Source organism: Mycolicibacterium neoaurum ATCC 25795, assembly GCF_000691525.1.
Classification (GTDB): Bacteria; Actinomycetota; Actinomycetes; order Mycobacteriales; family Mycobacteriaceae; genus Mycobacterium; species Mycobacterium neoaurum.
Genome location: NZ_JMDW01000009.1, coordinates 297,534 through 316,332, shown reverse-complemented (window position 1 = coordinate 316,332; position 18,799 = coordinate 297,534). Strand labels below are relative to the sequence as shown.

12 protein-coding genes are annotated in these 18,799 nt (G+C 67.7%); 3 read left to right on the top strand and 9 right to left on the bottom strand.

The window, feature by feature from the left end:
- From alaS to IC40_RS0113500, 4 genes are all read right to left on the bottom strand, one after another.
- Positions 1–2,688 (bottom strand): alanine--tRNA ligase, encoded by a 2,688-nt coding sequence (gene alaS / locus IC40_RS0113515; RefSeq protein ID WP_030135235.1) that lies wholly within the window; start codon positions 2,686–2,688, stop codon positions 1–3.
- 75 nt (positions 2,689–2,763) lie between these two features.
- The gene (locus IC40_RS0113510; RefSeq protein ID WP_030135234.1) at positions 2,764–3,165 is read right to left on the bottom strand and encodes a secondary thiamine-phosphate synthase enzyme YjbQ; all 402 of its coding nucleotides are present in this window, start codon (positions 3,163–3,165) and stop codon (positions 2,764–2,766) included.
- Positions 3,165–4,490, bottom strand: a complete 1,326-nt coding sequence (locus tag IC40_RS0113505) for a replication-associated recombination protein A (protein ID WP_030135233.1) — start codon at positions 4,488–4,490, stop codon at positions 3,165–3,167. Before IC40_RS0113505 ends, IC40_RS0113510 begins: the two co-directional genes overlap by 1 nt.
- Before the next feature lie 9 nt (positions 4,491–4,499).
- Positions 4,500–5,330 carry a DUF3097 domain-containing protein gene (locus tag IC40_RS0113500; protein ID WP_030135232.1) on the bottom strand — a complete coding sequence of 277 codons (831 nt, stop codon included), beginning with the start codon at positions 5,328–5,330 and terminating at the stop codon, positions 4,500–4,502.
- Positions 5,331–5,398: 68 nt separating this feature from the next.
- Between IC40_RS0113500 and IC40_RS0113495 the strand changes: the two genes are divergently transcribed.
- Both IC40_RS0113495 and whiA read left to right on the top strand, forming a co-directional pair.
- Positions 5,399–5,968 (top strand): hypothetical protein, encoded by a 570-nt coding sequence (locus tag IC40_RS0113495; RefSeq protein WP_030135231.1) that lies wholly within the window; start codon positions 5,399–5,401, stop codon positions 5,966–5,968.
- Positions 5,969–6,979: 1,011 nt separating this feature from the next.
- The gene (gene whiA, locus IC40_RS0113485) at positions 6,980–8,008 is read left to right on the top strand and encodes a DNA-binding protein WhiA (RefSeq protein ID WP_234411580.1); all 1,029 of its coding nucleotides are present in this window, start codon (positions 6,980–6,982) and stop codon (positions 8,006–8,008) included.
- A 42-nt stretch (positions 8,009–8,050) separates the two neighbouring features.
- Here the strand turns inward: whiA and IC40_RS0113480 are convergent, their stop codons facing one another.
- The 5 genes from IC40_RS0113480 to IC40_RS0113460 form a co-directional block, all read right to left on the bottom strand.
- A complete protein-coding gene (locus IC40_RS0113480) occupies positions 8,051–9,112 on the bottom strand; it encodes a zinc-binding metallopeptidase family protein (protein ID WP_030135228.1) in 1,062 nt (353 codons plus the stop codon).
- Between the two features lie 69 nt (positions 9,113–9,181).
- On the bottom strand, positions 9,182–10,069 hold the full coding sequence (locus tag IC40_RS0113475) for a transglutaminase family protein (RefSeq protein ID WP_030135227.1): 888 nt from the start codon (positions 10,067–10,069) through the stop codon (positions 9,182–9,184).
- The gene (locus IC40_RS0113470; protein WP_030135226.1) at positions 10,066–12,690 is read right to left on the bottom strand and encodes a circularly permuted type 2 ATP-grasp protein; all 2,625 of its coding nucleotides are present in this window, start codon (positions 12,688–12,690) and stop codon (positions 10,066–10,068) included. The genes IC40_RS0113475 and IC40_RS0113470 overlap by 4 nt, the downstream gene beginning before the upstream one ends.
- On the bottom strand, positions 12,690–16,004 hold the full coding sequence (locus tag IC40_RS0113465) for a transglutaminase family protein (protein ID WP_030135225.1): 3,315 nt from the start codon (positions 16,002–16,004) through the stop codon (positions 12,690–12,692). Before IC40_RS0113465 ends, IC40_RS0113470 begins: the two co-directional genes overlap by 1 nt.
- 41 nt (positions 16,005–16,045) lie before the next feature.
- Positions 16,046–17,389 carry a hypothetical protein gene (locus IC40_RS0113460; RefSeq protein WP_030135224.1) on the bottom strand — a complete coding sequence of 448 codons (1,344 nt, stop codon included), beginning with the start codon at positions 17,387–17,389 and terminating at the stop codon, positions 16,046–16,048.
- A gap of 225 nt (positions 17,390–17,614) precedes the next feature.
- Here IC40_RS0113460 and IC40_RS0113455 point away from each other — a divergent pair, with 225 nt between their 5' ends.
- Positions 17,615–18,799 carry a thiolase family protein gene (locus IC40_RS0113455; RefSeq protein ID WP_030135223.1) on the top strand — a complete coding sequence of 395 codons (1,185 nt, stop codon included), beginning with the start codon at positions 17,615–17,617 and terminating at the stop codon, positions 18,797–18,799.

Below are 18,799 nucleotides of genomic sequence, written 5' to 3'. Positions count from 1 at the left end.
CTAGCTCCGGGAGATCTCTGCGCGCAGCGCGGCCAACGCCGCGTCGATACCCGCCGCCCCCTTACCGGAACCCTGGGCCAGATCGGCCTTCCCACCCCCACGGCCGTTGACCGGACCGCCCAGCACCTTGACCAGGTCGCCGGCCTTCAGACCCAAATCCTGAGCGCCCGCATTCACCGCAACCACGAACGGCACGCTGCCGTCGTCGCCCTCGGCGATCAGGGCGACCACACCGGGCTCGGAGCCCAGCTTGCCCTTGATGTCACCCACCAGGCTGCGCAGATCCCCGGCCGAGACCCCGCCCGCCATCCGCTGTGCCACCAGACGGACCTTACCGACCGTCTCGGCACCGGCGGCGGCGTTTGCCGCGGCGGCGCGGGCGTTGGCAAGACGCACCTTGTCGAGTTCCTTCTCAGCGGCGCGCAGTCGCTCGACGAGGTTGGCCACCCGGGCCGGGACCTCCTCGGACGGCACCTTCAGCGAGGAGGCCAGCCCGGCCATCAGCGCGCGTTCCTTGGACAGATGCCGGAAGGATTCCAGGCCCACATAGGCTTCGACACGTCGCACGCCGGAGCCCACCGAGGACTCCCCGAGCAGCGTCACCGGACCGATCTGCGCGGAGCTGCGCACATGAGTTCCGCCGCACAGTTCCAGCGAGAACGGCCCACCGATCTCGACCACCCGCACTTCGTCGGGGTAGTTCTCCCCGAACAGTGCCATCGCGCCCATCGCCTTGGCCTGGTCGAGTCCGGTGTTGAACGTGTTGACCGCGTAGTCGGCCTGCACGGCCTCGTTGGCGACCTCTTCTATCTGGGTGCGCTGGGCCTCCGACAGCGATCCCTGCCAGTTGAAGTCGAATCGTAGGTAGCCCGGGCGGTTCAACGAGCCGGCCTGTACAGCGTTGGGCCCCAACACCTCTCGCAACGCCGCGTGCACCATATGGGTGCCCGAGTGGCCCTGGGTCGCGCCGTGCCGCCAGGTCGGATCCACCTCGGCGAGGATGGTGTCACCCTCGACGAACTCACCCGATTCGACCCGGATGCGGTGCGCCCACAGCGTTTTCGCGATCTTCTGCACATCGGTGACGGTCGCCTTGGCCGTCTCCGACGAGCCGGTGCCGGTGATGGTGCCCTCGTCTGCGATCTGGCCACCGGATTCGGCGTAGAACGGGGTCCGATCCAAGATCAGCTCGACGGTGCCGTCCGTGCTGCCGTGGCTGACCACCGGAACCCGGGTGCCGTCGACGAAGATGCCGAGAATGGTTGCCTGCGTGGCGAGCTCATCGAAACCGGTGAACTCGGTGGGGCCACCATCGACGAGGTCGCGGTACGCGGACAGGTCGGTGTGGGCCTGCTTGCGGGCGGCGGCGTCCGCCTTGGCCCGCTGCCGTTGCTCGGCCATCAGCCCGCGGAAACCCTCTTCGTCCACACTGAGGCCTGCTTCGGCGGCCATCTCGAGGGTGAGCTCGATCGGGAAGCCGTAGGTGTCGTGCAGCGTGAAGGCGTCGACGCCCGAGAGCGTGGACTTGCCCGCGCTGCGGGTCGCCTCGGCGGCATCGTCGAACAACCGCGATCCCGAGGCCAGGGTCCGGTTGAACGCCGTCTCCTCGGCCACCGCGATGCGGTGGATGCGGTCGAAGTCGGTGACGAGTTCGGGGTAGGACGGTCCCATCTCGTCGCGCACGGTGACCATGAGCTCGCTCATGATGGGCTGCTCCACCCCGAGCAGCTTGGCAGCGCGGATGATCCTGCGCAGCAGGCGGCGCAGGACATAACCGCGCCCCTCGTTCCCGGGGCTGACACCGTCGCCGATGATGATGGCGGCGGTGCGGCTGTGGTCGCCGATGATGCGGTAGCGGACATCGTCGGTGTGGTTGCCCTGGCCGTAGCCGCGGGGCGCGTACTGGGCCACCTTGTCGATAACGGGTCGCACCAGATCGGTTTCGTAGACGTTGTCCACACCCTGCAGCAGGCAGGCGATGCGCTCGACACCCATGCCGGTGTCGATGTTCTTGCGCGGCAACGGCCCGAGGATTTCGAAGTCGTCCTTCGACGTCCCCTCGCCGCGCTCGTTCTGCATGAACACGAGATTCCATATCTCGATGTAGCGGTCCTCGTTGGCTTCCGGCCCGCCGTCGACGCCGTACTCGGGTCCGCGGTCGTAGTAGATCTCCGAGCACGGTCCACAAGGCCCGGGGATGCCCATCGACCAGTAGTTGTCGGCCATGCCGCGGCGCTGGATGCGCTCGAGCGGCAGCCCGGCGACCTCCTGCCACAGTTCGATGGCCTCGTCGTCATCGAGGTAGACCGTCGCCCACAGGCGCTCCGGGTCGAAGCCGTAGCCACCCTCGGAGACCGGGTTGGTCAGCAGCGTCCAGGCCAGCTCGATGGCGCCCTTCTTGAAATAGTCGCCGAAACTGAAGTTGCCGGCCATCTGGAAGAAGGTGTTGTGGCGGGTGGTGATACCGACTTCTTCGATATCCGGGGTGCGGATGCACTTCTGCACGCTGGTCGCCCGCTCGTACGGCGGGGTGCGCGCACCGAGGAAGAAGGGCACGAACTGCACCATGCCGGCATTGACGAACAGCAGGTTGGGATCGTCGAGGATCACCGAGGCACTGGGCACCTCGGTATGTCCCGCTTTCACGAAGTGATCGAGGAAGCGTTTCCTGATCTCGTGTGTCTGCACGTGCTGCTGTCCTTTGGTCCAACCTGCGAATACAACGACCGCACCACAGTACCGTTTGGTTACCGGTCGGAATCTTCAGCCCGACACGAAGCTCAGCCGCACCGACCGACGCGGGTTGTCCCTGTTCAGGTCCACCAGGACGATGCTCTGCCAGGTTCCCAGCAATGGCGTGCCGTCGCCGACCGGCACCGTCACCGACGGTGACACCAGGCCCGGGAGCACGTGATCGGCACCGTGGCCGGGCGAACCGTGCGCATGCCGGTAGCGATCATCGCGCGGCAGCAGACGCTCCAGGGTGTCGATCAGATCGTCGTCGGAGCCCGCCCCGGTTTCGATGACGGCGATGCCCGCCGTGGCGTGCGGGACGAAGACGTTGCACAGTCCGTCGCCCCTGCCCGCGCAGAACCGTGCGACCTCGTCGGTGAGGTCGACGATCCGGCGACGCGAGGTGTCCAGATCGAGCAGATGGGTCTTCATCAGCGTTTCCTTCGGATGATGGCGCGCAACTTCTCCAACCGGGTCGCGATCTCGCGTTCGGCGCCGTACCCGGTGGGCCGGTAGTAGTCGACGCCGACCAATTCGTCCGGCGGATATTGCTGTGACGCAACGCCGCCCGGCGCGTCGTGGGCGTACTTGTAGCCCACCGCGTTACCCAGTTTCTGGGCACCGGCATAGTGCCCGTCCCGCAGATGCGCGGGCACCAACCCGGCCTTGCCCGCCCGGATGTCACCCATCGCCGCGCCCAGCGCCGTGGTCACCGCATTCGACTTCGGCGCGGTGGCCAGGTGAACGGTGGCGTGCGCCAGGGTCAGCTGCGCCTCGGGCATCCCGATCAGCTGCACGGTCTGCGCCGCGGCGACCGCGGTGGGCAACGCGCTCGGATCCGCCATCCCGATATCTTCACTGGCCAGGATCATCAGTCGGCGCGCAATGAAGCGCGGGTCCTCCCCCGCGGTCAGCATCCGAGCCAGATAGTGCAGCGCGGCGTCGACATCGGAGCCGCGCACCGATTTGATGAAGGCGCTGACGACGTCGTAATGCTGGTCACCGTCGCGGTCGTAGCGCACCGCGGCCTGATCCAGCGACTGCTCGACGACCTCGACCGTGATCCGCTCACCCGTTTCGCTGGCCACCTCCAGCGCCGTCAGCGCGCGGCGGGCATCCCCGGCCGACAATGTGACCAACAGCTCCAGCGCGTCGTCGTCGAGCGCGACCTTGCCCGCCAATCCCCGCTCGTCGGTCGCCGCGCGCTGCAGCACGGTACGGATATCGTCGGCGTCCAGCGGTTGCAGCTGCAGGATCAACGATCGCGACAACAGCGGCGCCACCACGGAGAACGACGGGTTCTCGGTGGTCGCTGCCACCAGCAGCACCACCCTGTTCTCCACCGCCGCCAACAGGGCGTCCTGCTGGGTCTTGGAGAACCGGTGCACCTCGTCGATGAACAGCACCGTCTGCTGTCCGCGGATCGCGGCGCGACGGGCCTCCTCGATGACCGCGCGCACCTCCTTGACCCCTGCGGACAGCGCCGATAACGCCTCGAATCGACGCCCGGTGGCACCGGAGATCAACGAGGCCAGCGTGGTCTTGCCGGTACCGGGCGGGCCATAGAGGATCACGCTGGCCGCACCGGACCCCTCCACCAGGCGGCGCAGTGGCGATCCCGGTCTGAGCAGGTGTTGTTGGCCGACCACGTCGTCGAGCGTGGCCGGACGCATCCGGACGGCGAGCGGACTGGCGGCCGTCGGCAGCGCATCACCCGGAGGGGAATCTCCGGGCATGTCGAACAGACTGTCGGCCACCCCTCAACGCTAAGCGGTCACGAAGTCGATCAGCTCCTCGACCCGCCCGATCAGCGCCGGTTCCAGATCGTTCCAGTCCCGGACGCGGCCGCGGATGCGCTGCCAGGCGCCGGCGATATCGGCCTGGGTGGCATGTGGCCAGCCCAGCGCCTCGCAGATCCCGTGTTTCCAGTCGATACCGCGCGGGATCACCGGCCACTGCTTCAGGCCCAGTCGTTCGGGTTTGACCGCCTGCCAGATGTCGATGTACGGGTGCCCGACCACCAGCACATGGTCACCTGAGCTCGCGCGCATCGCCTCGGCGGCGATCCGCGATTCCTTGGAGCCCGCCACCAGGTGGTCGACGAGCACGCCGAGCTTGCGGCCGGGCCCGGGCTGGAACTCCGCGACAATGCCGGCCAGATCGTCCACACCGCCCAGGTATTCGACGACGACACCCTCGATGCGCAGATCCGCACCCCACACCTGCTCGACGAGTTCGGCGTCGTGGCGGCCCTCGACGTAGATCCGGCTGGCCAGGGCGACACGCGCCTTCGCACCGGCGACCGCCACCGACCCGGAAGCGGTGCGGGCCGGCGCGGCCGGGGCACGCTTGGGCACCGTCAGAATCACCGGCTTGCCCTCGACGAGGAAGCCGGGGCCCAGCGGGAAGGAGCGGATCCGGCCGTTGCGGTCCTCCAGGTCCACCCGGTTGTTCTCGATACGCACCACCGCGCCGACGAAACCGCTGGAGGGATCCTCGACCACCAGTCCCCGCTCCGCCGGGTGTTCGACGGAGCGAACGCGCTTAGGCGTGTGCGGGTTTCGAGACAGGATGTCGGAGCCGTATCGATCAGTCACGCGGGCGATCCTAGAAAGCCCCGCTGCGGACCCGCCGATACGACATGCCGCCGTCATAGCATCGAGATGTGTTGCTCGATCGTGCGACGGCCGACGGTATCGCGGCCGGAGCCATCACCCTGGTGCTGCGCAAGTGGGACCGCCCGCGGGTCAAGGCCGGCGGCACCCAACGCACCCAGGCCGGGACCGTGTATGTCGACTCGGTCGACGAATGCCCGGCCGGTTACCGGGTGACACCGGCGCAAGCCCGTGCGGCCGGCTACCCCGACGCCGCCACCGCGCAGGCAGAACTGGATGGGCGCATCGCCGCGCACACGTATCTGATCGGGGTCTGCTATCTGGCTCCGGACGAGCGTCCTGCCCTGGCCGAGGGCATACCGACCGCCGACGAGATCGCCGAGATCACCGCGCGACTGGACCGCTGGGACGCGGCCACCGAACCCTGGACCAGGACGTACCTGCATCTGATCGGCGACAACGAAGGTGTCCGGGCACCGGATCTGGCCGCTCGGGTCGGTACCGACACAGCGCGGTTCAAGCGCAGGGTCAGACAGCTGAAAGGGCTCGGGCTGACCATCAGTCTGGGCACCGGCTATCGGCTGTCCCCGCGCGGACAGACGTACCTGCGCTTGAGTTGAACGGCCGCGCCGAACAGCCGGCCACTCGGTTCACCCACCGCAGGAAAGAAACTCCGGCAACGGGCGGGCCCGCACGTCAGCACGCAATAATGCCGAGTTGACCGATCAGCCGATCAACACCCAGGGCTGACAACCGACTGTCGTGAGGTACTCACCTTTGTGGAGCACTACACGTCCGCTCTCACCCGGAGCGAACTCGCCGTGGTCAACAACGTCCTTTTCCTCTGTGCGCACCATCCATGCACAGCGCGCCGCGACCCCGCCGTAGGTCTGCCACGTGCCGGGGACAGGGTTGCAGCGGAAGCAGTCATCGACTCTGTACGTTCCGTCCTCGGCCAGCGAGACGGTCGGCAATGAGTTGACCAATATGAGCAGAGCAAACACGAGGGCCGAAGCAAACCCAACTATAACCTGCACTTTCCAACCGGAGCGCTCCCTTACAGTCACCTTTCATACGGTACGGCAAGTCCGACGCACCCCTCGGCAATAGCCACTTCGTTCACGCCGCAACGGACTGCAAAAGCCGCGACGCTGCGGCCGACGCCAGTACGTTCTGCCCCGTGGGGCCACCCGCGTCCGCTGGGCTCAGCGGCGGCACCGGTCATCGCGCGCATCGATGCGCATTTGTGGGCACGCCCACCGCGACAACGGGTTTCGATTCGCCATCTCATCGTCCAGGCCGCTTCGTACCGCTATCGCCTTCAACCGATCTCGGTGCGCGGCTGACGGCCAACACGCACGAACTCCGTTTGCCACCTACGGCCCGGTACTCCCGCAGACCAGTTCAGCACGTGTGCAATGCCACAGCCACATATAACTGACTGACGTGTCAACCACCATGTAAAGTGAAGTCGTTCGCGGGTGGTGAGCTGCTCGCGACAACACGATGGACACACCAGATCAGACAGCTCCACGGCCTCTCAGGCCACGCAGCGGCCCCCGTACAGCTGGTGGATCCGTCTTCACCTGAGTCATTCCACCAGCCGGATCGAGCGGAAAGGATTGCAGCTGATGTCGCAGCCCATGGTCACCGCCGGCGGCCGACCCGGCCTGAATGCACACGGTGACCGCGACGTGTCGATCCCACGGCAACCGGTGACCCTGGTCAAGAACGAACTCAGCTCCGTTGCGCCAGGAACGGCCAAGACCCGCAGGGCCGAAGTCGCGGTGATGCTCCGACTCACCGGCGGGCTCGCCATCATCGGCAACACGGTCGTCCTCGACGCCGAACTCGATCACTTCCCCACTGCCCAACGCCTACGTAGCAACATCTTTCACCTATGTGGCGCCGCACCGACACTGAACATGGCGCACACCGTTTCGGGCAGCGCCAATCGCTATCTTCTGCGCGTCAGTCACGCCGAGAACCTCGCCCGGCAAACCGGACTGATCGACCACCGCGGCCGGCCGGTCAACGGGATACCTCCGTGGATCGTCGGTGGCGCCCACGAGGAGTTGGAAGCGGCTTGGCGCGGTGCGATTCTCGCCACCGGCCACCTGGCGGCGACCGGACATCGCCGGGGACTCACCGTCTACAGCCCCGGCCCGGAAGCGGCGATGGCACTGGCCGGCGTCGCACGCCGCCTGGGGATCACCGCGCAGCGGCACGAAGTCCGCGGCCGCGACTGCGTCGTCCTGCGCAACGACGAGGCCGTCACCACGCTGCTGGCGCGAATCGGCGCTCCCGAAACAAGCGCGCTGTGGGCGAATCGCCACCATCATCAGCACTCTCAGAACGGAATCGGACGAAGCCCCACGTTGGAGTCGGCAAACACCAGGCGGGCGGCCGAGGCGGCCGCCGAGTCCACTGCACGGGTGCGGCGTGCGATGCAGATTCTCGGGGAGACCGCACCCGCCCATCTCAAAGCCACCGCAGCACTACGCCTGGCCCATCCCGACCTCGCCTTGAGTGAACTGGGCCGCCGCGCCGATCCACCGATGACCAAAGATGCTGTCGCAGGCAGAATTCGACGACTTCTGGAACTCGCCGATCGGACCGCCAAGAAAGCCGGCCTTCCCGACACCGCCACCGCTACCTAGACGCACGACCGCGCGAACGGTCCACCGCAGCCTGCTGGGCCGTCAGGCCGCGCCGCCCACCGCGGCCAGCTTGTCCGGCGAGGAGGTGATCTCGTCGATCACGGTGTGGATGAATCGCATCTTCTCCAGCACCGCCGGCGGCAACACGAACGGGTACAGATCGTCGCGGCCCATCGACCGGTTCACCATGTTCAGCGCCCACGTCAGCGGCAGCCACATCTCGATGATGGTGTCGAAACCGCTGGGGCCCAACACCCGTCGGTCGAAGGTCGCCCCGGCCGGCGCCAATCCGAACGCCGCGGCGGTATCCAGGGTGTCGCGGATGTGCAGGTAGTGGGCGAAGGTCTCGGCCCAGTCCTCGGCCGGATGCATGGTGGCATAGGACGATACGTAATCGTTCTTCCAGCCGGCCGGCGCTCCCTCGCTGTAATGCCGGTCCAGCGCTGCTTGGTAATCAAGATCGGGATCACCGAACAACTCGTTGAACCGTTCCAGGTACTCCGGGACTGGGCTGACCAGCCGGTAGAAGTAGTAGTGGCCGATCTCGTGCCGAAAGTGACCGAGCAGCGTGCGGTAGGGCTCCTCCATGGACACCCGTAGCTGCTCGCGGTGCACATCATCGCCCTCGGCCAGGTCAAGGGTGATCACCCCGTCGGCGTGGCCGGTGAAGACCTTCTCGAACTCGCTGGACAGCAGATCGAAGGCCAACCCGTACTTCGGATCGTCCTCGCGGCCGACCACGGGCAACTTCAGCTCGGTCAGCTCGGCGATCATCCGGCGTTTGGCGCGCTCGGCGGCGGCGAAGGCGGCCATCGCCACGGTGTCGGAATCGGCGGGCCTGGTCCTGGTCAACGCACATGATGCGCACAGCCCAGAGCCCTCCCCGACCTTGACCAGCCAGTTACATTCGGCGGCATAAAGATTGGCGCACAACGCATAGTTGTGCTCGTCGACCGCCCCGGCGTGCTCGCTCTCGTCACCGCTGGCGATGACCAGCAGGGCCATATCGTCGAGCGAGAAGCCCAACGCCGAACCGCAGGACAGGCATTTCGAGTTCTCGAACGCCAGTCGCTGTCCACACTTCGGACAATTGAAATCCCGCATGTACGCTCTCCCTGTTCGCACGGCCGCTAGCTGGTGCCCGCTGCGGCGAACGCCTAAACCACCAGGGAGTCAGTTCGGCGCCACATCGACTGAGACTTCGATAACGCTACTCTCCGATTCGGTGTAGATGATCCCGCGCAGCGGCGGCACGTCGGCGTAATCCCTGCCGAAGCCGACCACCACATATCGCTCGTCGACCAACTGGTCATTGGTCGGGTCCAGCCCCAGCCACTGGTTCTGCGGCGTCCACACCGACGCCCAAGCGTGGGTGGCGTCGACGCCGATCATGCGTTCCTTGCCCGGCGGCGGGTCGGTGGCCAGGTACCCGGACACATAGCTGGCGGCCAGGCCATTGGCCCGCAGGCACGCGATGGCCAGGCGGGCGAAGTCCTGGCACACCCCCTCCCGGGCCGCCAGCACCTCGGCCACCCCCGTCGAGATGGTCGTCGAGCCCGACCGGTAGGTGAAATCGCGGAAGATCCGCGAGTTGAGGTCACGCAGGACCTCGATCAGCGGCCGCTCCGGAACGAAACTGGGCGCCGCGTAGGCGCGGACGTCATCGGTGATCTCCGGGGGCGCGAGATCCAGGGTGAACTCGCTGGCGAGTGCACCGTCGGGACCGACCGGGCGCGATATCTCCCAGGGTGCGCGCGCAGCTCCCCCCTCGTAGAGCTCCGGTGCCGGCGGATCGACCTCCACCAGCGAGTGACCCGTGACGGTGAGGGTGCGGTGCGGTTCGGTGACATGGAAGTAGGAACTGGTGTTGCCGTAGGCGTCCCGACTGACCGAACTGTCGGCCGCCTCCGGCTCGATCAGCAATTCGTGGGACAGCCGCCGCTGGCCCGGCAGTTCGCGTGGGGTCAGATAACCGCGGCCGTACGAGCCGGTGACATCATCGGAGTACCGGTAGGTGGTGCGGTGGGTGATCTCGTACCGCCGGGTTCCTGTTCGCGTCACGGTAGCCGCCTCCGCTCGTCGGGACCCCACAGCGGTTGCATGCCGGTCGGCAGCGACAGATGCGCGGCGGTGATCAGACTGGACAGCTCACGCAGGTCGGAATGCAGGCCGTCGAGCAGATCGGCCAGTTCGGCACGAGTGCCGTCGGCGTCGACGGCCTCCAGATCGTCCGGATCGACACGACGCAGCCGTGCGGTGATCTCGTCGGCCAGCCGTTCCGGACGTGACGAACCCGACGACGACGGCAGCCGCCGCAGACCCTGATGCAGTCGGTCGAACTGATAGATCAGCGAGCGCGGGTTCTCTGCGTCGAAGAGCACCAGATCCGCCACCGCGGCGATGCTGACCTTGCCGAGCATCCGGCGGCGGTAGATGACCGATGACTCGCAGGCCACCAGCATCGACTCGGTGACGGCCTGTTCCGCGCCGGGCGCCCGTACCGCCGTCATGGTCGCGCGCAACAGCGCCGTGAGCCCGAGACTGCGTTCGATGCGCTTGCCGATGTCCATCACCGACCAGCCGACATCCTGGACCATCGATTCGGCCGCCATCCCGGACAGCGCGAGCATGCCCGCCAGCGTCTGGGTGTGGGCGGTCAGCAGGTAGGCGTCACCGGCGGCCTGGGATTCCGGCTGGCGGGCCCTGGACCCGACGGCGCGCTCCACCGCGGCGAGCACCATCCAGGTGTCGTTGGACATCTGGTCGCGCACGCCGCGGGCCGCCAGCCCGAGCCGTTCGACAGATTGGGCCAGCGATCCCGGGCGGCGCCGGTCGGCGGTCAGCGACCACAAGGTGCTCGGTGCGATCGCGATGGACTCGTGATCGTCGCCACCGGAGCCGGTGTCAGTGCCGGTGATCACGCCGATAGCAGCCAACAGGACAGGCACACACTGACTTTCGGTCATATCCTGGCGGTACCGGTACTCGTGGTAGCGCTCGCGGGTGACGGTCAGCAGCCGCGCCATGTTCTCGGCGCGTTCGGCGTAGCGGCCCAACCAGAAGAAGTCCGACAGCACACGCGGCGAGCTGACCGCCCTGGTGGGGCTCGGCGTCATGACCGGCAGGTCCACCGAGGGGGTCGGCACCGCTTTGGCACGATCCGGGGTACGGACCCAGACGTCTTTGGCCGCAACGGTATCGAGAGTGTATGCGGCATTGCCGGGAGCGGGCAGGAAACCCAGCCCGCCCATCATCGGGGCGTAGCCGCCGCGTTGGGCCACCGTGAAAAGACGCATGCCGACATCGGCCGCGGACACCCCACCGGGCAGGAAATCGGTGGGTGCCGAGGAGAATTGAGGTAGTTCCTGGCCGACCCACTGCCACGGGTTCGCGCCGATGCACGCGGCAAGCTGTTCGCGGGCCGACACCGACAGCGCTGGACCGACGATCGTCTTGCCCCCGGTGACCGGTTTGATCAGCAACCGCGACAGCTGGGTAAGCAAATGAGACCGTTCCACATCGATTCCGCCCCAGTACATCTGCGGTGATGCCAGCTGCGGGGTCTCACCGGTCAGCAGTTCGGCCAACTCAGGCAGGAAGCGCATCAGCCCTGGGCTTTCCAGGATGCCGCTGCCGAGGGTGTTGACGACGGTCGCCGCGCCGCGGCGCAGCACCTCGACCAGACCGACCACCCCGAGCCGGGAATCGGCGCGCAGGTCCAGTGGGTCGACATAGTCGGCATCCACTCGGCGCAACACCACGTCGACGCGTTTGAGGGTGCCCAGCGAACGCATCCAGAGTTTCCCGTCGCGCACCACCAGGTCGGCACTCTCCACCAGCGGGAAACCGAGAACGCTTGCCAGGTAGGCCTGGTCGAAGGCCGTCTCGGAGTGCGCACCCGGACTGAGCACGACCACCACGGGCTCCTCGGCGGCCTCGGGTGCCGCATCGATGAGCGCCAGCCGCAACGCCTGCGCCCACGGGGAGGCCGGCCGCGGGGCGATGCGCTCATACAGGTCCGGGGCGGCGTGGGCGATGACCCGACGACCTGCGAGCGCGTAGCCGGCTCCCGAGGGGGCCTGGGTCCAGTCGGCGTTGGCCCGGAAACTGCCGTCGGCGGCCCGGCTGACATCACAGCCGTGCAGGAACAGCTGATGCTTGCCGGGGACCTCGATCCCGTGGGCGGCCCGCACGTACGCGGGATGGGCAAAGAGCAGTTGTGGGGGCAGCACCCCGCTGGTGAGGGAGACGCGCGCGCTGTAGAGGTCGGTGAGCACCGCGTCGAGTAGCCGCGACCGTTGCACCAGCCCGGCTTCCAGGACGTCCCAGTCGGCGGTGGAGATGAGCAGCGGCAGCGCGTCCAGATGCCACGGCTCGGCGACGCCACCGTCCGGGGCGGTGTCCGCGGCGCTCTTGTCGACGTGCACGTAGGTGATGCCGTCGTCGTCGACGAGGTTGCGCACGGTCACCCGCAGTCGGTCCAACCCGTCGCGGCCCCGCTCGGCCACGCATTCGGCCAGCTCCTGCCAGGCGGGCCGGATGGCGCCTGCGGCGTCGACGAACTCGTCGAAGCCGTTTCCGACCGTGCCCCGGACATCGAACAACGCTTGTTGGGCGCGGCGGCTCCGGTAGCCGGCCAGCACGTCCTCGGCGCGTGCCGTCATCTCTGTTTGTGCAACCATCACCGCAGCACGGTACGCACCCGGCGGAGGTCCAGAATCCCTGGCGCGCCCATATCGGTCGATTGGCGCGCCTGCTTCTCCCGCAGGTCGGCCAGATCGACCCGGCCGGGGGTGAATCCGGTCGCCTCGAACCGGCGGCCACGGCGTGATTCGGCCTCCACCGCATTGACCGGCGGTCGCTCGTAGGAACGGCCGCCCGGATGCGCGATGTGATAGGTGCAGCCACCGCGGGACACCCCCGAGGCGGCGTCGACGAGTTCGAAGCGCAGCGGCCCGTCGACGGTGATGGTCGGGTGCAGGGCACTGGGCGGCTGCCAGGCGCGGTAGCGCACACCACCGACCTGGATATCGGCCTTGTCGGTGGCCAGCAGCGGCACCGGATGACCGTTGACGGTGACGATATAGCGATTGCGGTCCGCACCCACCAGCCGCACCTGCACGCGCTCCACCGAGGAGTCGACGTAGCGGGCGGTGCCGCCCGCGGTGGACTCCTCGCCGAGAACATTCCACGGTTCGATGGCGCCGCGCAGTTCTATCTCCACGCCGTCGAACACCGCGGTGCCGATGCGCGGGAAACGGAACTCGGTGAACGGGTCCAGCCAGCTGGTGTCGAAGTCGATACCGTGTTCACGCAAGTCGGCGGCGACGTCGGCGATATCGTGAATGAGGAAGTGCGGCAACAGATATCTGCCGTGCAGATTTGCCCCGTGGCGGATCAGCGGGGCGCGCAGCGGCTCGTCCCAGAACCGGGCGACCAATGCCCGCACCAGCAGCGACTGCACCATGGCCATCTGATAATGCGGCGGCATCTCGAAGCCGCGCAGTTCCAGCAGCCCCAGCCGCCCGCGCGGGCTGTCCGGGCTGTAGAGCTTGTCGATGCAGAACTCGGCGCGGTGGGTGTTACCGGTGATATCGGTCAGCAGGTGTCGTAGCGCGCGGTCGGTGACCCAGGCTTGTGCGGCACCCTCCTGGGCCAGCCGGTCGATCTCGGCGAATGCGATCTCGAGTTCGTACAGCGCTTCGCTGCGTCCCTCGTCGACGCGCGGTGCCTGGGAGGTGGTGCCGATGAATCGCCCGGCGAACAGATAGGACAGCGCCGGGTGCCGCTGCCAATAGGTCAGCAGCGAGACCAGCAGGTCGGGTCTGCGCAGCAGCGGCGAATCCGCGGGCGTGACCCCGCCGAGGGTGATGTGGTTACCGCCGCCGGTACCGCCGTGGCTGCCGTCCACGTCGAAGGATTCGGTGGACAACCGCGCCAGCCGCGCCTCGTTGTAGAGCGTCTCCAGCTGCGCCCGCTGCTCGGCAAAACTGCGGGTGGGCGCGACGTTGATCTCGATGACGCCGGGATCGGGGGTCACCGACATCGACGTCAGCCGCCCGTCGTCGGGGGGTCCGTAGCCCTCGATGATCACCGGGGTCTCGATCGCTGCGGCGGCCGCCTCGACCCGGGCGACCAGGTCGACGAAATGCTCGAGGGCATCGGTGGGCGGCAAGAACACATACAGCAGGCCGTTGCGGATCTCGGCGACCAGCGCCGTCGGCGGCGCGGTCTCGGCATCCTCGACCGGCGCCTGGGCCTGGCGGGCCGGCCCGCGGGCCAGTCCACCGCGGGGGCTCAGCGGATCGGTGGCGAAGGTCGGCTGCGGGGGCCGCCAGCTGATCGAGTTCAGCGGTAACCGCAGACCGGCGGGCGAATCACCTTCCAGCAACACGATCCGACCGCGCCGCAAGGTCCAGTCCGCACTCGCCCAACCGGAATCGTCGGCCCTGCGGTGCAATGGCAGGACGTGGGCGGCCGGTTCGGCGACCGGCTCGTCGAGCCTTGCCAGCAACGCGGCGCGGCGGGCCGGGCTGTCGTCGGCAAGGTCGTCGGACTCTTCCACCGGGTCACCGGCGGGTTGGCGGACGGCGCCGGCTAGTCGGCTCAGCGGGTCCTCATATGCAGGGCGCACCTGTCGGGCGGGCAGGGTCAGTCCGTCGGCGACGGCGGCCAACAGCTGGGCATCGGCACCCGCGGGCGCAGGATCGGGTTTGGGGTCGGCCCACGGATCGGCCAGCAGGGCCGGGTCGTTCCACAACGGTTCCCCGTCGGTCCGCCACATCAGTCCGATCTGCCAGCGCGGCAACGGCTCTCCCGGATACCACTTACCCTGACTGCGCTGCACCAGCCCGTTGGGCGCCCATACCCGGCGCAATCGTTCGGCGAGCACCGATGCCCGCTCCCGCTTGTGCGGCCCATCGGCGGCGGTGGTCCACTCAGGGTCGGTCTGGTTGTCCACCGAGACGAAGGTCGGCTCGCCACCGACGGTGAGCCGGACATCGCCGGCCGCCAGCCGCGCGTCGACCTGTTCACCAAGGGCATTGATGGCCGCCCAGGACTGCTCGGTGTAGGGCAGGGTGACACGGGGGTCCTCGTGGATCCGGGTCACCACATTGCTGAAATCCAGGGTTGCCTCGGCCGGTCCGATGGCCCCGGTGATGGGCGCGGCCGATTCCGGGTGTGGGGTGGCCGACAGCGGGATGTGGCCCTCCCCGGCGAACAGCGCCGAGGTGGGGTCCAATCCGATCCACCCGGCGCCGGGGATGAACACCTCGGTCCAGGCATGCAGGTCGGTGAAATCGGCCGCGGGTCCCGACGGGCCGTCGAGCGCCTCGACATCGGAGGCCAGCTGCACGAGGTATCCCGAGACGAACCGGGCGGCGAGCCCGAGTTGGCGCAGGACGGACACCAGCAACCAAGCCGAGTCGCGGCATGAGCCGATCCCGGTGCGCAGCGTGTGATCCGGGGTCTGCACACCTGGTTCCATGCGCACGCTGTAGCCGACGTCGGCGCGCACGGCCGCGTTGAGGTTGACCAGGAAATCGATGGTGCGGGTGCCCTCGGCGATGGTGAGGTTCTCCACCCATTTGCGGACGAGTTCGCCGGGGCCGGAACCCTCTTCGGACTCGTCGACCGGGCGAAGGTAGGGCTCGAGGTCGGCCAGCAACTCCTTGGGGTAGCGGAACGGGAAGTGCTCGGCCCATTCCTCGATGAAGAAGTCGAACGGGTTGATGACCTTCAGGTCGGCGATCAACCCGACGGTGATGGTCAGGCTGCGCGCGCGATCCGGGAACACCAGCCGGGCCAGGAAGTTGCCGAACGCATCCTGCTGCCAGTTGATGAAGTGGTCGGCCGGTTCGACCTGCAGGGAGTAGGCCTCGATGGGGGTACGGGAATGCGGTGCCGGACGGAGACGGACGACATGCGGGTGGATGTCCACCAGCCGGTCGAACGTGTAGCTGGTCCGATGTTCCAGCGCCACTTTGATACCCATCACCGAATCCCACCACAACGCGGGTCGGCGCGCAGCGCGGCCTACTCCATGGTCGCGACGAGGTCGAAATCGTAGAAGGCCTCCTTGACGGCCTGCATCAGGGCCTCCTTGGTGTTGGGCGCACCCGGCTCCCATGACGTGACCGAGATGCACACCGCGCCACCGACGGTTCCGGCAGCCAGCAGTAACCTTCCACCCATCCGATCCAGATCGGTCGCGGTGATTCCCGGCTCCGGCGAGTGCGCGACGAACATGTCCGCCGGCGTTCCATCTGGCCGGTTGACCTCCTCGGGCAGCGCACCGCTGTTGGAGGATCCGATCGGCTTACCCACCTTGAGGACCAACTTCTCCAGCCGGCGCAGCAGGAATTTGGGTGTGTAGGGCGCCAGCGGCAACGGCGCGAGCAGTTGTTCTCGGGTCGCCGCCAAGTCCACAAGGGCAGCCTTGATCCCACTGCGGATCGGCCGCAGGTCGCCGTGGGCAAGCTGCGGGTCGGCCATGACGGTGATGGTGTTGAGCGCGTTGCCTCGGGTGTCGTTCTCGACACGTTCGCTGACCGGCAAGGACAACATCACGCGGCCGGAATCGTCGACACGGCCGATGGCCGCCCCCACCCGCGCGGCGACACCGGCCAGCAGCACATTGCTACTTCCGCCAAGTGCTTTGGCGCGCGCATCCCATTCGTCTGCGTCGACGCGCACCGAGACCGTCGGCAGACTGACCGGACGCTCACCGTGTCTGCGGGGCGCCGCGACGGGAACCGCCTTGGCCGACTCGGACAGGTCGTCGGATTGTGCTCGGGCCAGCCGCGCCGCACCGAGCACGGCGGCCGGCACCTCGCGGACGGATCGTGCGGTGATCGTCAGATCGCGCCGCAGCGCCTGCCGGCGACTCAGGCATCGCGGCGCGGGATAGTCGAGGTCGCGGCCGGTGCCGTTGACGGCATGGGTGATCGACTCGATGAGGGCGGCGGCGTCGGCGACGGTATGGGACACCACCAGCGTGACCACCGATCCGCCCTCGGCCAGCGGCTGGACGGCCAGATGCCACGGCGGCCCGTGCTCGGGGTCGACGGGGACATTGCCGCGCTCTTCGACGAAATCCCACACCTCGTCGCGGCGCCGTTCGGTGGCGGCGATCTCGATATCGGCTGACTCACCGCAGGGCACCCAGTGGTGGCGACCCAGCGGGATGGAGGAACGTTCCAGGCGGCGACCCAGCAGGGTGCGGGCGAGATTGCGCTGAAAGCGCCGCAGCCCGTCCATGTCGACGCCGCGTTCGTAGATCCAGACATATTGGATGACCGGTCCTCGACCCAGCGCACGGAGCGCCAGGTAGGAACCCTGATCCATATACGCCAGCGTGTTGTCAGCCGGAAGGCTCATATGCGCCGGGGCCCTTTCTTGCCACAGTGTGTCCGGCACGTGTGGGCCCCCCTGCACGTGTAGACGGCGAAATTTTAACGGCCTGGACAATTTTTTGCGGGGCTTCATCGATCTCGGTGAAGCTTCGATTGTCATGCGGATCACACTCCACGGCGGGTCGGAATCGCCTCTTTCCCGCGTTCCCATCAGAGTAATGAAAGCGATACCCAGCTGTCAGGAGACAACATGAGTGGCTACTCGGATCGTGACGCGGTCATCGTCGGCGCGGTGCGCACCCCCATCGGTAAGGGCAAACCCGGCGGCGCGCTGCACGGCGTCCTACCCGCCGACCTGCTGGCGCACAGCCTTCGCGAGCTCATCACCCGCACCGGTGTCGACCCGGCTCTGGTCGATGATGTGATCGCCGGTGCCGTCACCCAGGTCGGCGACCAGGCCGTCAACATCGCGCGCAACGCCCTGCTGGGCGCGGGCTTCCCGGAAACGGTGCCCGGCACCACGGTCGACCGCCAGTGCGGCAGCAGCCAGCAGGCCATCAGCTTCGCCGCCCAGGGCGTCCTCGCCGGCGCCTACGACATCGTGATCGCCGCCGGAGTGGAGTCCATGTCGCGGGTGCCGATGGGTTCCTCGGTGCTGCCTGGCAGCGATCCGTTCGGCCGCGGCATGGCCGACCGCTATCCCGACGGGCTTGTCCCCCAAGGCATCAGCGCCGAGCTGATCGCCGCGAAATGGCGACTCTCGCGCACCCAGCTCGACGAGTTCTCCGCCGCCAGCCACGAGAAGGCGGCCCGCGCCACCAAGGACGGGCTTTTCGACGATGAACTGGCCCCGATCGCCGGCCTGAGCAGCGACGAGATCATCCGCCCCGACACGAGCGTGCAGACCCTCGCGGGTCTGCGACCGGCATTCTTCTCCGAGGCCTACGCGGCGCGCTTCAGCCAGATAGGCTGGAACATCACTCCTGGCAACTCCTCGCCGTTGTCCGACGGCAGCGCCGCGGTGATGATCACCAGCGGTGCGACCGCGCGCCGGCTGGGTCTGACCCCGCTGGCCCGGGTGCACACCACCACCGTCGTCGGCTCCGATCCGCTCTACATGCTGACCGGCGTCATCCCGGCCACCGAGAAGGTGCTGCGCAAAGCGGGGCTGGCGCTGTCGGATATCGACCTGTTCGAGGTCAATGAAGCCTTCGCACCCGTGGTGCTGAGTTGGGCCAACGATGTGGGTGCGGACCTGGCCAAGGTGAACGTCAACGGCGGTGCCATCGCGATCGGACATCCACTCGGCGCCAGTGGTGCCCGCATCACGACGACTCTGGTCCATGCCCTCCGGCAGCGCGGTGCACGCTACGGGCTGCAGACGATGTGCGAGGGCGGCGGGATGGCCAACGCCACCATCTTCGAGCGGCTGTGA